Source organism: Breoghania sp. JC706, from assembly GCF_037026715.1.
Classification (GTDB): Bacteria; Pseudomonadota; Alphaproteobacteria; order Rhizobiales; family Stappiaceae; genus Breoghania.
Genome location: NZ_JBANCG010000003.1, coordinates 569396 through 584733 on the forward strand (window position 1 = coordinate 569396; position 15338 = coordinate 584733).

Sequence of the window (15338 nt, forward strand, 5' to 3'; positions counted from 1 at the left end):
TCAACCCTGTGCGGCGAGGATGCGCGTGCGCTCGTTTTCCGTCTTCTCCACCTCTTCGGCGGGAATGTGGAAGTCGCGCTTGTAGTTGAAGGTGTGACCGATGGCGACGGCGAGGAGGCTGATGAAGCCCAGCGCCGCAAGCCACCAGATGTACCAGATGAGCGCGAAGCCGGTGACCAGGCTCAGGCCGGCCAGGATGATGCCGGCGCCCGTGTTCTTGGGCATGTGGATCGGCTTGTAGCCCGTCAACGGCCGCTTGTAGCCGTGCTGCTTCATGTCCCACCAGGCGTCGAGGTCATGCACGACGGGCGTGAACGCGAAGTTGTAGTCCGGCGGGGGCGAGGAGGTCGCCCATTCCAGCGTACGCGCATCCCAGGGGTCGCCCGTGGTGTCGCGCAGCTGCTCGCGCTTCATATAGCTGACGACGAGCTGGACGAGGAAGGCACCGATGCCGACGGCAATGACTGCCGCGCCGATCCCGGCGATCACGAACCAGATCTGCAGCGAAGGATCATCGAAGACGCGCATGCGGCGGGTGACGCCCATCAGGCCGAGCACATAAAGCGGCATGAAGGCGAGGTAGAAGCCGATAACCCAGCACCAGAACGAGATCTTGCCCCAGAACGGATCGAGCTTGTAGCCGAAGGCCTTCGGATACCAGAAGTTGATGGCCGCGAAGAGGCCGAACAGCACGCCGCCGATGATCACATTGTGGAAGTGCGCGATCAGGAACAGCGAGTTGTGGAGCGAGAAGTCGGCCGGCGGAACCGCCAGCATCACGCCCGACATGCCGCCGATGACGAAGGTCAGCATGAAGGCCACGGTCCACATCATCGGCAGATCGTAGCGGATGCGGCCCTTGTACATCGTGAACAGCCAGTTGAACATCTTCGCCCCGGTCGGGATCGAGATGATCATCGTGGTGATGCCGAAGAACGAGTTCACGCTCGCGCCCGAGCCCATCGTGAAGAAGTGATGGAGCCAGACGAGGTAGGACAGGATGGTGATGACGATGGTGGCGTAGACCATCGAGGTGTAGCCGAACAGGCGCTTGCCGCAGAAGGTCGAGGTGACTTCCGAGAAGACGCCGAACATCGGCAGGATGAGGATGTAGACCTCCGGATGGCCCCAGATCCAGATGAGGTTGACATACATCATCGGGTTGCCGCCGAAGTCGTTCGTGAAGAAGTTCGTTCCCACGTAACGGTCGAGCGACAGCAGCACCATGACGGCGGTGAGCACCGGGAAGGCGGCGACGATCAGCACGTTCGTGCAAAGCGCCGTCCAGGTGAAGACCGGCATCTGCATCATCTTCATGCCGGGCGCGCGCATCTTGATGATCGTGCAGATCAGGTTGACGCCGGATAGCAACGTGCCGACGCCTGCGATCTGCAAGGCCCAGATATAATAGTCGACGCCGACGTCCGGACTGTAGGCGATGTTGGACAGCGGCGGATAGGCGAGCCAGCCGGTGCGGGCGAACTCGCCGATGAACAGCGACATCATCACCAGAACGGCGCCGGCGGTCGTCATCCAGAAGCTGAAATTGTTGAGGAACGGGAAGGACACGTCGCGGGCGCCGATCTGAAGCGGCACGACGTAGTTCATCAGCCCTGTCACCACCGGCATCGCCACGAAGAAGATCATGATCACGCCATGGGCGGTGAAGACCTGATCATAGTGGTGGGCGGGCAGGTAACCGTCCGATCCGCCGAACGCAATCGCCTGCTGCAGGCGCATCATGATGGCGTCGGCGAAGCCGCGCAGCAGCATGATGATGCCCAGGATCATGTACATGATGCCGATGCGCTTGTGGTCCACGGTGGTGAACCATTCCCGCCAGAGGTAGCCCCAGAGGCGGAAATAGGTGATGGCGCCGAAAACGGCGATGCCGCCGAGCGCGACCACCGAGAAGGTGGCGACGAGGATCGGTTCGTGCAGGGGCAGCGAGTCGAGGCCCAGCCGACCCAGCAGGAACGATGTCTGTTGATGGTTCATCATGGTTCGCGAGGATCTCAGATGTTGTCGGGCCGAGGGGCGTTTCGGGGCTGTGCCGGCAGGGAAATCGGCGTTGCCGCGGGCGAAGGCGCGGTTCCCGCACCTGCCTGTCGCGGCTCCTGCTCGGTTTTGCCCGCCGCACCCGCTCCGCGTGTGCCGAACGGGTCGGTATCGGTGCAAAGGCTTGCGACGTAACTCGGCTGCGGGCCGAAGATGGCGCCTCGGCGCTGATGCTTGTCGTATTCGAGTTCCTTGGGCAGGACATTGTGGATGCCCTCAACGCCCAGGCCGCCCTTGCCGTCGATGGCCATCATCTCGCCCATGCACATCTTCGCCGGGTCGACGCACATGTTCAGGATGCGCTGGTAGAGATCGTCCTGATAACCGGCGTAGTAGGCGGGCGGAACGTTCTCGCTCGGGCGCTCCAAGGCAAGGTAGGTCTGCCGGTCGAGCGTCTGATCGGCTCCACGGACCTTCGCGACCCAATCTGCGAAGTCATCGTTCGACATGCCGTGGAACTTGAAGCGCATGCCGGAGAAGCCGGCGCCGGAGTAGTTGGCGGAGAAGCCGTCATAGACGCCCGGCTTGTTGATGACCGCGTGGAGCTTCGTCTCCATTCCCGGCATCGCGTAGATCTGGCCGGCGAGGGCGGGGATGAAGAAGGAGTTCATCACCGAGGAGGCCGTGATCTTGAACGTGATCGGGCGATCAATGGGGGCTGCGAGCTCGTTGACAGTGGCCACCCCGTATTCGGGGTAGAAGAACAGCCACTTCCAGTCGAGCGCGACGACCTCGACCTCGAGCGGCTTGACGTCTTGGGGCACGGGCCTGCCTTCCGCGATCCGGTCGAGCGGGCGGTAGGGGTCCAGCATGTGGGTGGTCACCCACGTCACCGAGCCGAGGCAGATGATGATCAGCAGGGGGGCGGCCCAGATGATCAGCTCCAGCTTCAGCGAATGGTCCCAGTCCGGCTTGTAGTCTGCGTCATTCCCCTTGCGGTAGCGCCAGGCGAAAAAGACGGTCAGAGCCATGACCGGCAGCACGACGATGAGCATCAGCACGGTGGCGACCACGATGAGGTCACGTTGCTGGATTGCCATGTCGCCTGCGGGATTCAGGACGACGAGGTTGCATCCCCCCAGCAGGGTGAGGAGGGGGAGGACGAAGAGAGCGCGGATCCGACTCAAGACGTTACCCGTGTTTCGGTTTGAGGTTCGCCACAGCTGCGACCGCCGGCAAGGTGCCCCGCAGTCATTGAGAATTCGCAACAGTGACGGTTTGTCGCGCCGTTATAGAGGGGGTTTTGGGGGAAAGAGAAGTGAGGGCTCCTACAGTTGCATAAGCTGCCCCTGCGTCCGATACTCGTTCGGGCCTGTGGGGTGCGGTATGCCCGCACCGGGAGGAAATAGGGGCCAAAAATGGAAGTTACGTCGGGAACAGTAGGGGTTAGCCCTGATATCAGGTCAGGGGGCGATCATGCCGTGCGCCCTGGCGATATCGCCATAGGTGTGATCATTGGTCGCACTTCAGAATTTTTCGATTTCTTTGTTTTCGCTATCGCGTCGGTTGTGGTGTTTCCGCGACTCGTCTTCCCCTTCGTCGACGCGTTGACCGGCACGCTCTACTCGTTCGCGATTTTCGCGCTCGCCTTCATCGCGCGCCCCATAGGCTCGACCGTGTTCATGGCGCTCGATCGTGCACACGGGCGCGGGGTCAAGCTGACGGTGGCCTTGCTGTTGCTGGGAACCTCCACGGTTTGCATCGCCTTCCTGCCCGGATACGGTCAGATCGGAGCCGCATCGATCGTAATCCTCGCGATCCTCCGGATCGGGCAGGGCGTCGCACTGGGTGGGACCTGGGACGGTTTGGCCTCGTTGCTTTCCCTGAGCGCGCCGGAGGGCAAGCGGGGCTGGTATGCGATGGTGCCGCAGATGGGCGCGCCGCTCGGTCTGATGGTGGCAAGCGGGCTCTTCGCCTATCTCGTCAGCCAGCTTTCCGCGGACGACTTCTTCTCGTGGGGCTGGCGCTATCCGTTCTTCGTGGCCTTCGCGCTCAACGTGGTGGCCCTGTTCGCCCGGCTGCGGATCGTCGATACGGACGAGTTCCGCCGGCTCTTTGCGAGCCGGGATCTCCAGCCGACTCCGGTGATCTCGACCGTGCGCGCGCAGGGGCGTGCCATCGTCATCGGCGCCTTCGCGCCGTTGGCGAGCTTCGCCCTCTTCCACATGGTGACCGTCTACCCGTTGTCGTGGGTGTTTCTGGTCAGCGGTCACGAGACGGCGGAGTTCCTGATGATCGAGGTGGCGGCTGCGTTCGTCGGGCTCGGCACCATCGTATTGTCGGGGTGGATCGCGGACCGGATCGGCCGGCGACGGCTGCTCGCCTGGTGCGCGGTCGCAATCGCACTGTTCAGCGGGCTCGCTCCCGTGCTCCTCGATCAGGTGGGCACGGGCGATGTGGTCTTCATGGTGGTGGGCTTTGCGCTTCTCGGGCTGTCCTTCGGGCAGTGCTCGGGAGCCGTGGCGTCGAGCTTCTCCAACGAATACCGTTATACGGGGTCGGCGCTGACATCCGATCTGGCATGGATGTTCGGCGCCGGGTTCGCGCCCTTTGCCGCGCTCTATCTGTCGAGCACGTACGGCATCGCGATGGCGGGCCTCTATCTGCTCTCGGGCGCCGTGTGCACGCTGATCGCGCTTGCGCTGAACCGCAGGCTTGCGGATTCCTGATCCGCTTGTGATGCGCGCGGGATGAGCGCTCTGGCGCGTAAAGAGGGCCTAAAACGATTGCGGCGGCCGTTCATCACGAACGGTCGCCGCAGTGTTTTCAAGCAACCCGAGCGCGGGGCGCGTCAAGCCAAGGCCAGAGTGCCTCAGCGGCGGATCTTGCCGAACTTCTCGATCTGTTCACGGATGGCGACTTCGGTCGGCAGACGCTCCATGGAGCTGGCGCCGTAGAAGCCGTCGATGCCGGGCACGTTCTTGATGATGTAGGCGGCATCGTCCGGCATCGAGATCGGCCCGCCATGGCAGAGCACGAGGACGTCGTCGCGCACGGAACGCGCAGCCTCGGCCCAGGTCGCGATCTTCTCCACGCAGTCGTCGAGCGTGACAGCGGTTTCAGCGCCGATGGCGCCGCCGGTCGTCAGGCCCATGTGGCAGACGATGATGTCGGCGCCGGCCTCCGTCATCGCTCTCGCGTCCTCGCTTGAGAAGACATAGGGCGTCGTCAGCATGTCCTTCCTGCGGGCGGCCGCAATGATGTCGACCTCCAGCGCGTAGCCCATGCCGGTCTCTTCCAGGTTTGCGCGGAAGGTGCCGTCGATCAGACCGACGGTCGGGAAGTTCTGGATGCCGGCGAAGCCCAGTTCCTTCAGCTCGTCGAGGAAGTGGTCGGTGATCATGAAGGGATCGGTGCCGTTGACGCCGGCAAGCACTGGCGTGTGCTTGACGACCGGGAGCACTTCCCGCGCCATTTCCTTGACGATCTCGTTGGCATTGCCGTAGGCGAGCAGGCCGGCGAGCGAGCCGCGTCCGGCCATGCGATAGCGGCCGGAATTGTAGATGACGATCAGGTCGATGCCGCCGGCTTCCTCGCATTTGGCGGAAAGACCCGTGCCGGCGCCGCCGCCGATGATCGGTAGTCCGTCGGCGATCTTCTTGCGCAGCTTGGCGAGAATGGCGGTTCTGGACATGTCTGTCATGGCTTGATCCTACCTGATCAGTTCGAGGAACGTTTCGGCGATCGCATCGGAGAACGCCTGGTCGTTGATGTTGTTGTCGAGTTCGATCAGCTTGCGGTTGGGCGCATCGATCCATTCGGCGCGGATCGTCTCGAACAGGGCCGCATCCGCTTCGGGATCGTGGAACGGCATGCCGGGCGCGTCGATGATCGAGACGCCCTTGAGCGGCAGGAAGAAGCGGACCGGTCCTTCCATGCGGTTGACCCGTTCCACGATGAACTTGCCGATCGCCCGGTTCTCTTCCGGCGTCGTGCGCATCAGGGTGACCTGGGCGTTGTGGACGTGGAGGTTGCGGTTGCGGAACTCCTTCGGCACGGTTTCCATCGCGCCGAAATTGACCATGTCGACCGCGCCGACCGAGCCCACATAGGGTAGCCTGGTGCGGATGGCGGCGCCGAAGCGGTCGTCGGTGCAGGGGAAGACGCCGCCGACGAGATGATCGGCCACTTCCGTTGTCGTCACGTCGAGCATGCCGCGCAGAAAGCCGCTCTCGGCGAGCTTTTCCATCGACTGCCCGCCGATGCCCGTTGCGTGGAACACGGCGACGTCGAAACGGTCCTCCAGTTTCTTGCGGGCCTGCGTCACGCATTGGGTCGTGACGCCGAACATCGTCATGCCGATGGCCGGCTTGTCGCCTTCGTGACTGGGGATCTTGCCCTGGACCATGCCGGCCGCCGCATAGGCCGCATTTGCGATGATCCGTCGGGAAATCGCGTTCAGGCCGGCAATGTCGACGACGGAATACATCATCGCGATGTCGTTGGGGCCGACGTAGGGCGCGGTGTTGCCGGATGCGACAGTCGACAGCATCAGTTTGGGCGTTCCCACTGGAAGCGTGCGCATGGCTTCCGTCACCAGCACCGTGTTGCCGCTTCCGCCAAGGCCGAGAACACCGCCAATGTCGTCCCGGGTGCGGAAAAACGCCGAAAGGGCTTCCGCCATGGCCGTGACCGCCTCGCCGCGGTCGGTTCGCTCAAGAACGGCCGATGCGCCATCGGGATGAAAGGAGGCGACTGTCGCCGGATCGAAATCGGCTCCGCCGGGCGAGCCCTGTGTGCTCACGTCAACGAGCAGAACCTCCGCGCCCGTGCTTCTCGCGGCTTCGGCCGCAAACCGCAGCTCGGGCTCCTTGGTATCGAAGGTCCCCACAACATAGAGTTTTCCCACGTTTCGTCTCCCTTGGTCCGGCCGACGCCGATTTCGTCGACCGTATTTGCTGAGGAACTGGATGCGTAGAGGGGCATGAGGTCGCATTGGCGGGCATGCCCGGGGCGGCCTGGGGAACCGCCTCTGCAGCATCGAGTCGGCCCAAGGGAAACAGCAAAGGATGGCGTCGGCAATACATGGACGACAGCCGGAGGCCGATTGTGCGGGAGGATCGCTTGGGTCGGATGTTCATGAGCCCCGGTTTTCCCTATGATGTCGAGCACCGGCCGCGGATCTTCGATTTTCGCAGGTTGGTGCCGGGCGAGGGGGGCATGGTGTCGGCGGAAATTTGTTTGGCATGACCCTGTGCCGAAGGGAGGGCACGTATTGTCCTTGCGGCACTTGCATGTGCGGCGCCGGTTTTGGAAAATTATTCCAATCGGGGCAGGGAGTGCGCCACTGGCAGCCTGGAATTTGCAAGTGAATTGAACCGATTATGCCGCAACTCAAGGGCGGCGGCCAGGACCTGCATTCCTGCGGCAGGGGTATCCAGGCCGCGAACCCGGTTTCTGCGGTGCTCTCTTCCGGTGGGGGCTCTGCAGGCGACATGCGAAAGAAGAACGCGTGAACCAGAAACAGATCAACGCCTTCCGGATGGTCATGCGGCACGGTTCGATCACGGCTGCCGCCAATGCGCTGAATGTCTCGCAGCCTGCCGTCAGCCGGCTCATCGCCGACCTTGAGAGAGCGGTCGGCTTTCCGCTGCTGCTGAGACTGGGTGGCAAGGCGCAGCCAACGCCCGAAGCGCACGAGTTCTTTCAGGAAGTCGAGCGGATGTTCTACGGCTTCGACCGGTTGGCGCAGGTTGCGGCACAGATCAAGGATCTGCGTCGCGCGACCTTCCGTGTCGCCTCGATGCCGATGGTGAGCTTCGAGATCTTGCCGCGTGCGATGAAGCGGCTGGCGGATCTGTCGCCGGGCATCAGCATCACCCACAACGTTCACACTTCGCCGCGGATTATTGATCTTCTGGCCTCCCACCAGGTCGATCTCGGCATCGGTCAGTCCTTTGCGGGTTCGTCCGACAATCTGGAGGTTCTGGCCGCCTACCGGACCGATTGCGTCTGCATCATGCTGGCCGACAACCCGCTCGCCTCGCGTCCATCCCTGACGCCCTTGGATCTGAAGGACGAGCCGTTGATCTCGCTGACTTATCGGACTGTGACCGGGAGTGTCATCGCCCAGCGCTTTGCGGAGGCCGGCATTGCGCCCCGGATCGTTGCGGAAACGCAGCCTTCCTATTCGGCCTGCGGGCTTGCCGCCCTCGGTCTCGGCGTCGCCATCGTCGATCCCATATCGCCGGGGATCTTCGGAAATTCGCTGCGCACAGTGCCGTTCGAGCCGAAAATCCCGTTCAATTTCCAGGTTCTGAAGCCTGCCGACGCCCCGTTGTCACGTGCGGGAAGGCGGTTTTTGGATGAATTCGTGGCAACCATTGAGGAGCGACCGGACTATGGACAGACAATCCATAACATTTACGCATAGACCCCTCGGTTTTTTATATTTGATTTTATCGAGGGGCGCCCGGATTATCTTTTCCCAAAAAAGAGAACCAACCAGAGATACCAGAATGAAAATCGCTCGTCGCACGTTACTGACCCTGTCGGCCACACTTATCGGCTTCGCTGCAGCAAATGTTTCAGCGTATGCCGCCGACTTCACTCTACGGCTTCATACGCTCGTAAAGTCGCCCCATCCCTATAATGACATGGCTGCGGTCATGAAAAAGGAAATCGAAGACAAGAGCGGCGGGAAAATCGCCGTCAAGATCTTCGATTCCGGTCAGCTCGGCCAGGACCCCGCCGTGATCGGCGAAATGGGTTTCGGCACCATCGATCTGATGATCTCCACGGTATCGAATGCTGCTCAGCAGATCCCGGAATTCTCCATCTTCACAATGCCCTACCTCTTCAATGGCATGGACGATGCCCTGGCCAAGGTCGGCCCCGGCACCAAGGTCCAGGCCCATTTCGAGAAGGTCTATGAAGAACATGCCGTCGGCATGAAGCTGCTGGCGCTCGGTGCGTCCGGCACGCGCAACATGTCGACCGCATCCACGGTCGTGAACGGTCCGGACGATCTCAAGGGTCTCAAGATGCGCACGCCGCCCTCGCCGATGGATGCCAAGACCTGGGCCGCCTTCGGCATGCTCCCGGTAACCGTCGCCTGGGGTGAGCTTTATGCCGCGATGCAGACCGGCGTTGCCGATGCGATGGAAAGCTCGCTGCCGGGATACACCGGTTCCAAGCTCTACGAGGTCGCCCCGAACCTGGCTCTCACCGAGCACACGATCCAGATCAACCACATCTCGATCTCCCAGCGTACCTGGGACAAGCTGCCCGCCGACCTGCAGAAGGTTGTCCAGCAGGCCGCGGTCGACGCGAACGCCTATGGTGTGGAGAAGGCCAAGGAATACGACGCCAACCTCGTGAAGACGCTGCAGAGCGAACACGGCGTCAAGGTCACGCATCCGGACAAGGCCGCCTTCATCGAGAAGGTCGCGCCGCTTCAGGTGGAACTGGCCAAGGAACTCGACCTGAGCGCCGAGTACCAACTCCTCAAGAACTGATGCCTCCGAGGGCTCGCCCGTTTCAGGGCGAGCCCCAACGGAAAGTTCCCATGCTACACCGTCTCTGTGACTGGGTGGCCGCAATCCTGCGTGTCCTGTCGTGGATCGCGTTTGCCGCGCTCATCATCACCGTCGCCCTTCAGGTGCTTGCCCGGGATATCCTGCAGGCGCCGATGATCTGGACCGGCGATGTCGCCCAACTCCTTTTCACCTGGCTGATCTTCCTCGGCGCGGCCGCGGGGTTGCGGCTCGGCTCGCACTACACGGTCGATCTGCTGCCGATGCATCGCCGGTTTGTCAGACTCTCGACCGACTGGATCGGTCTCGTGGCCGGCGTGCTGATCGCGTTGCTGCTGCTGATCTGCGGCTGGGAGCTGACCGTCATCCGCTCGACCGCGGTCATTCAGTCGCTCGGGATCTCCAGGTTCTGGATGTTCCTCCCCATCCCGGTTTCCGGAGCGCTCATGATCCTGTTTCTTGCGGAAATGCTGCAGGGCCTGCTGACGCGGAGGGTCGCATGAACCCTCTCGTCATTCTGCTTATCGCGTTCTTCGTGCTGATCGCGCTCCGGGTGAACATCGGCTTTTCGCTGATCCTGGCCTCCGCGTTCGTGATCGTCGAACAGGGCCTGCCGCTCGTCTCCGTCGTCAACCAGATGTACGCCGGCATCGACAGCTTCACGCTGCTCGCCGTTCCGTTCTTCATGCTGCTCGGCCGTATCCTCAATGCGGGCTCGATCACAACCCGACTTCTGGAGGTTGCGGACACGACAGTCGGCCACATCCGAGGCGGTCTGGGGCACGTGAACGTCTTTGTCTCGATGGTGTTTGCCAGCCTGTCGGGCTCTGCGGCGGCCGATACGGCGAGCGTCGGCTCGATCCTCATCCCGGCCATGAAGGAAGCGGGCTACCCCGCGCCCTTTGCGGTGGCGCTCACGGCCGCGTCTTCGACACTCGGCGTGATCATCCCGCCCTCGATCATCCTCATCGTCTACGGCGCCTTCGGCAACGTCTCCATCGGGGCGCTCTTCGTCGGCGGCGTGGTGCCGGGTGTGCTCGTCGGCCTGTTCATGATGGCTTACACCTATGTGCTGGCCATCCGGCACGGGTTTCCGGCCAATCCCTTTCCCGGCATTCCGGCGGTGGGCCGCGTGCTCGTGCGCGGTGCGCCGCCGCTGATGATCCCGGTGATCGTGCTGGGCGGCATCGTCTCGGGTTTCTTCACGCCGACCGAGGGCGCCATCGGCGCCGTTCTGTGGGCGCTGTTCCTGTCGATCGTGGTCTACCGCGACATCAAGCTGCGCGATGTGCCGAAGCTCCTGTCCGATGCGGTAATCGACTTCTCGATCCCGATGTTCACGGTGGCCGGCGCCGGTATCTTCGGCTGGCTGATCGCTTATCTCGGCGCCTCCGATATCGTGGTGAACTTCATCCTCGGCGTCACCTCGAACGGCTTCCTTATCATGCTCATGCTGATCGGCTTTCTGTTGCTCGTCGGCATGGTGCTCAATCCGATCTCCGCGACGCTGATCTTCCTGCCGATCATCCAGGCGCTCGGAGATACCGCCGGGATCAACCCCATTCACATGGGCGTCCTGAGCACTATCGTTCTCTCCGTGGGGCTGGTGACGCCGCCTTACGGGATCTGCCTTCTCGTCGCCAATCAGATCGGCGGCGCGTCACTGGGAAAATCGATGCTGGCAGCCGCGCCGATCTGCGGCCTGACCATTCTGGTCGCCATCCTGTCGATCTGGTTCCCCGATATCGTTCTGGGCCTGCCAAAGCTCTTGGTGCCCGATCTCATCAAATCCGGAGGCTAACGCCATGGCACACGTCAAACCCAAGGGATCTTTCGTAGCGCTCGTCACACCCATGAACGCGGACGGAAGCATCGATTTCGAAGGCTTCCGCACATTGCTCAACTGGCACGCGGAGAATGGCACGGAAGCCGTCCTGATCATGGGCTCGACCGGCGAGGTTTCCATGCTCTCGGCCGACGAGCGCAAGCGGATCATCTCCGAGACCGTGAAGATGAAGCCCGGCAAGATGCTGATGTATTACGGCGTCACGGGCAACAACACCGACACGACCATCGAGTATGCGCGCTATGCCAAGGGCGAGGGCGCGGACGGCGCGATCATCGCGGCGCCGGCCTATATCTGCGCCGACAACGAGGCCATCACCGACTACGCGAAGGAAGTGCTCGACAGCACCGACCTCGCGATGGGCTTCTACAATAACCCGCCGCGGGTGAAGACCGATCTGCACTGGACCAACCTGCTGGAGCTCGCCAAGCATCCGAACATGGTGGTCCTCAAGGAATCCACCACGCGGGTCGGTCAGGTGGCGCAGGTATGCGCGGCCAAGCCCGACATGTCGATCATGTGCTGCTGCTCGCCCAATCTCGGCCTCGTCATTCCGACCATGGCGCTCGGCGGTCACGGTACGGCGAACATGACCGGCAACATCATTCCGCGCGAGATGGCCGTCATCTCCAAGCCGTGGGAAACGGGCGAGGACGCCTTCAACTGCCGCGAGGCATGGCTTGAGAACCTGCCTATGCTGCACTTCGCCTATTCCACGATCAATCCGGTGTCGATGAAGACCCTGATGCAGGCCGTGGGCCTTCCCTCCGGCCCGCTGCGCAAGCCGCTGCAGCCGGCCGCGCCCGCGATCCTCGAAGCGGGTCTCAAGGCCTTCGCCGATCTGGGGCTTGCCGAAAAATACGGCCTCAAGGTGCGGCCGGCAGCGGTCGCGGCCTGATCGTCATGGGCACATCCGCCCGCACCAGCCTGACCCATTGGGGCGCCTTCTCCGCAACGGTCGTCGACGGCCGGCTGGAGAAGGCCGAGCCGCTTGCCGGCAGCGGCGCCGATCCCGACATGATCGGCGCCCTGCCGGCGCTCGTCCATTCCCCACAGCGCATCGACCGTCCCCATGTCCGCCGCAGCTATCTGGACGCCGGCCGGCATGCCGGCGGCGCCGGGCGCGGACGCGAGGAAATGGTTCCGGTCGACTGGGACCAGGCGCTTGACATCGTTGCCTCGGAACTCATCCGGGTTCATGTCGACCATGGGCCGAAGTCTGTCTTCGGCGGCTCCTACGGCTGGTCGAGTGCCGGCCGCTTTCACCACGCGCGCACCCAGGTGCGCCGGTTTCTTGCCGCGGCGGGCGGGTTCACCGATCAGGTGAGCAACTACAGCTGGGGCGCAGCCCACGCCATCCTGCCGCACGTGCTGGGATCGGCCGATGCGGTCTCGCGCGCGGCGACCGCGTGGGAGACGATCGCTTCCGACAGCGATGCGGTGGTCGCCTTCGGCGGCCTCAATCCGAAGAACTGGCGGGTGACCTCGGGCGGTGCCGGGCATCACCACATGCCCGAATTCGTCGCGAAGGCCGCGGCGCGGGGCGTGAAGTTCGTCATCGTCTCACCTCTTGCCGACGACGTGCCGCCTGGGCTTGAGGCCACGCTGATCCGGCCGAGGCCGAATTCCGATACGGCGATCATGCTGGCGCTTGCCCACGAAGCGATCGTTTCAGGCCGCGCCGACAGGGCTTTTCTCGATCGCTACACGACCGGGTTCGAAGCGCTTGCCGACTATCTGACGGGAAAGAGCGACGGCACGCCCAAGACGCTCGACTGGGCGGCGGATATCTCCGGCGTCGAAGTAACGGAGCTGCGCAGGCTTTGGGAAACGATCCGCCAGGGCCGGGTAATGCTCTCTGCAGCCTGGGCGTTGCAGCGTGCCGATCATGGTGAGCAGTCGTTCTGGGCGCTGATCGCGCTTGCCTCGGTGCTCGGGCAGATCGGCCTGCCCGGTGGCGGGTTCTGCTTCGGATACGGTTCGATGAACGCTGTCGGTGCTTCCGCGCGCGGCGGATACGTGCCGGCTATGAGGGGCCTTCCCAATTCGCGCGGCATGGGCATCCCGGTTGCGGCCTTTGCGGACGCCTTTCTCAGTCCGGGCAAGGAAATCGCCTTCAACGGCCGGACGGTTCGCTATCCCGACGTGCGGCTCGTCTACTGGGCCGGCGGCAATCCGTTCCATCACGCGCAGGATCTTCGCAAGGTCGAGGAGGCGTGGCGGCGTCCGGAAACCATTATCGTGCATGAACCCTGGTGGACGCCGACCGCGCGGCGCGCCGATATCGTGCTGCCGGCAACGACCACACTGGAGCGCAATGATATCGGCGGAACGTCGCGCGATCCGCATGTCTTTGCCATGCCGCGTCTGATCGATCCTGTCGGTGAGGCGCGGGATGACTTCGCGATCTTCCGGGACCTTTCGGAGCGCCTTGGCTGTCGGCAGACCTTCGATGAGGGGATGGACGAAGCGGCGTGGCTCCGCCGGCTCTGGACGCAGACCGAAGCACGCGGAGCGGAAGAGGGGATCAACGTCCCTGATTTCGAGACGTTCTGGCGGGACGGCGTATGGAACGTGCCGGGGCCTGATGAACCGGAAGTGATTCTCTCCGACTTTCGGGCCGATCCGGAAAACAATGCGCTTGCCACGCCATCCGGTCTGATCGAGCTACATTCTCCGACGATTGCAGGCTTCGGTTACGACGACTGCCCGCCGCATCCCAGCTGGATCGAGCCGGAGGAATGGCTGGGACGGGCGGACGCGGACGAGCTTCATCTCGTCACCAACCAGCCAGCCAAGCAACTGCATAGCCAACTCTATCAGGCTCAGCCGCATTCCGGACCCACCGAAGTTCGGATCTCGCCTGCGGACGCGGAGGCACGCGGGATATCGAATGGCGATCGCGTGCGGTTGTGGAATGTGCGCGGTGCCTGTCTGGCAACGGCGCAGATCGACGAAACCTTGCGCGCGGGCGTGCTCGTCATGCCGACAGGAGCGTGGTTCGAGCCGGGGCCCGACGGGACCGAGTGGAACGGCAATCCCAACGTGCTGACATCCAGCAGGCGGACCTCGCGACTGGGACAGGCCTGCGCGGCGTTGAGTGCGTTAGTTCGGATCGAAAGGTTCCGGGCGTCGGACGAAGAGGAACACTGATGGATCTTGGTATTCGCGGGCGCACGGCGCTTCTCACCGGTTCCAGTAAGGGCATGGGGCGCGCCTGCGCTTTCGCGGTCGCGCGCGAGGGCGTGGACGTGACGCTGGTGGCTCGCACCGAGAAGACGCTGCTTGAAACCGCTGACGCAATCCGGGCGGAAACCGGCGTGACGGTCACCACCGTCATTGCCGATATCACGACCGATGCCGGCCGGCGCGCGGCGCTCTATGCCTGTCCGGAACCGGATATCGTTTTGAACAATGCGGGTGGCAAGCTTCCCGGCGATTTTCGCGAATGGGGTCGTGAGGATTGGATATCCGCCATCAATCTGATGATGCTGCCGCCGATCATGATGATGCGCGATGTGGTCGACGGCATGATGGAACGCGGCTTTGGCCGTATCGTCAACATCGTTTCGCGTAGCGTGAAGATCCCGCAAGCCGAACTCGGCCTTTCCAACGGTGCGCGCTCCGGTCTGGTTGGGTTCACGGCCGGGCTTGCGCGCCAGACAGTTCGCCACAACGTCACCATCAACAACCTGCTTCCCGGCATCGTCGACAGCGACGCCCAGCGCGAGCACATTGAGGGCATGCTGAAGGATGGCGGACCCTCGTTTGACGAAGTCTGGGCCGAGCGGGCCGCCGGCAACCCGGCGGGGCGTTATGGCAGGCCGGAGGAGATCGGGGCGTATTTCGCGTTCCTGTGCGGGGCGGATGCCGGCTTCATCACAGGCCAGAACCTGCTGATCGACGGTGGGAGTTACCCGGGAACCTTCTGAGCCCGCCAATCGTCGCGGCCAACCTAT

Annotated in this window: 12 protein-coding genes; 8 read left to right on the forward strand and 4 right to left on the reverse strand. The window is 63.1% G+C overall.

Annotated elements, in window-relative coordinates; all coding sequences use genetic code 11:
• A complete protein-coding gene (cyoB, locus tag V2L18_RS08390) occupies positions 1-1998 on the reverse strand; it encodes a cytochrome o ubiquinol oxidase subunit I (RefSeq protein WP_336177745.1) in 1998 nt (665 codons plus the stop codon).
• Positions 1999-2015: 17 nt separating this feature from the next.
• Positions 2016-3185, reverse strand: a complete 1170-nt coding sequence (gene cyoA / locus V2L18_RS08395; protein ID WP_336177665.1) for a ubiquinol oxidase subunit II — start codon at positions 3183-3185, stop codon at positions 2016-2018.
• 270 nt (positions 3186-3455) lie between these two features.
• Between cyoA and V2L18_RS08400 the strand changes: the two genes are divergently transcribed.
• Positions 3456-4727 (forward strand): MFS transporter, encoded by a 1272-nt coding sequence (locus V2L18_RS08400; RefSeq protein WP_336177746.1) that lies wholly within the window; start codon positions 3456-3458, stop codon positions 4725-4727.
• 143 nt (positions 4728-4870) lie between these two features.
• On the opposite strand, the gene V2L18_RS08405 is transcribed toward V2L18_RS08400, so the two are convergent.
• Together V2L18_RS08405 and V2L18_RS08410 are read right to left on the reverse strand one after the other, a co-directional pair.
• The gene (locus V2L18_RS08405) at positions 4871-5701 is read right to left on the reverse strand and encodes a phosphoenolpyruvate hydrolase family protein (protein WP_336177667.1); all 831 of its coding nucleotides are present in this window, start codon (positions 5699-5701) and stop codon (positions 4871-4873) included.
• Between the two features lie 9 nt (positions 5702-5710).
• On the reverse strand, positions 5711-6907 hold the full coding sequence (locus tag V2L18_RS08410) for a Tm-1-like ATP-binding domain-containing protein (protein WP_336177668.1): 1197 nt from the start codon (positions 6905-6907) through the stop codon (positions 5711-5713).
• Positions 6908-7510: 603 nt separating this feature from the next.
• Between V2L18_RS08410 and V2L18_RS08415 the strand changes: the two genes are divergently transcribed.
• The 7 genes from V2L18_RS08415 (at position 7511) to V2L18_RS08445 (ending at position 15311) form a co-directional block, all read left to right on the forward strand.
• Positions 7511-8431, forward strand: coding sequence for a LysR substrate-binding domain-containing protein (locus V2L18_RS08415; protein WP_336177670.1), 921 nt, complete (start codon positions 7511-7513; stop codon positions 8429-8431).
• An 85-nt stretch (positions 8432-8516) separates the two neighbouring features.
• Positions 8517-9515, forward strand: coding sequence for a TRAP transporter substrate-binding protein (locus tag V2L18_RS08420; RefSeq protein ID WP_336177672.1), 999 nt, complete (start codon positions 8517-8519; stop codon positions 9513-9515).
• A gap of 50 nt (positions 9516-9565) precedes the next feature.
• Positions 9566-10036 (forward strand): TRAP transporter small permease, encoded by a 471-nt coding sequence (locus tag V2L18_RS08425; protein WP_336177673.1) that lies wholly within the window; start codon positions 9566-9568, stop codon positions 10034-10036.
• Positions 10033-11334, forward strand: a complete 1302-nt coding sequence (locus V2L18_RS08430) for a TRAP transporter large permease (protein WP_336177674.1) — start codon at positions 10033-10035, stop codon at positions 11332-11334. Before V2L18_RS08425 ends, V2L18_RS08430 begins: the two co-directional genes overlap by 4 nt.
• 4 nt (positions 11335-11338) lie before the next feature.
• The gene (locus tag V2L18_RS08435; RefSeq protein WP_336177675.1) at positions 11339-12277 is read left to right on the forward strand and encodes a dihydrodipicolinate synthase family protein; all 939 of its coding nucleotides are present in this window, start codon (positions 11339-11341) and stop codon (positions 12275-12277) included.
• A gap of 5 nt (positions 12278-12282) precedes the next feature.
• The gene (locus V2L18_RS08440) at positions 12283-14532 is read left to right on the forward strand and encodes a molybdopterin-dependent oxidoreductase (protein WP_336177676.1); all 2250 of its coding nucleotides are present in this window, start codon (positions 12283-12285) and stop codon (positions 14530-14532) included.
• The gene (locus tag V2L18_RS08445) at positions 14532-15311 is read left to right on the forward strand and encodes an SDR family oxidoreductase (protein WP_336177677.1); all 780 of its coding nucleotides are present in this window, start codon (positions 14532-14534) and stop codon (positions 15309-15311) included. The genes V2L18_RS08440 and V2L18_RS08445 overlap by 1 nt, the downstream gene beginning before the upstream one ends.
• Positions 15312-15338: the final 27 nt, after the last annotated feature.

Bases quoted from the DNA above. Each gene is read 5' to 3' on its own strand.
- cyoB (WP_336177745.1), bottom strand. From the start codon at position 1,998: ATGAACCATCAACAGACATCGTTCCTGCTGGGTCGGCTGGGCCTCGAC.
- V2L18_RS08405 (WP_336177667.1), bottom strand. From the start codon at position 5,701: ATGACAGACATGTCCAGAACCGCCATTCTCGCCAAGCTGCGCAAGAAG.
- V2L18_RS08420 (WP_336177672.1), top strand. From the start codon at position 8,517: ATGAAAATCGCTCGTCGCACGTTACTGACCCTGTCGGCCACACTTATC.
- V2L18_RS08425 (WP_336177673.1), top strand. From the start codon at position 9,566: ATGCTACACCGTCTCTGTGACTGGGTGGCCGCAATCCTGCGTGTCCTG.
- V2L18_RS08430 (WP_336177674.1), top strand. From the start codon at position 10,033: ATGAACCCTCTCGTCATTCTGCTTATCGCGTTCTTCGTGCTGATCGCG.
- V2L18_RS08435 (WP_336177675.1), top strand. From the start codon at position 11,339: ATGGCACACGTCAAACCCAAGGGATCTTTCGTAGCGCTCGTCACACCC.
- V2L18_RS08440 (WP_336177676.1), top strand. From the start codon at position 12,283: ATGGGCACATCCGCCCGCACCAGCCTGACCCATTGGGGCGCCTTCTCC.
- V2L18_RS08445 (WP_336177677.1), top strand. From the start codon at position 14,532: ATGGATCTTGGTATTCGCGGGCGCACGGCGCTTCTCACCGGTTCCAGT.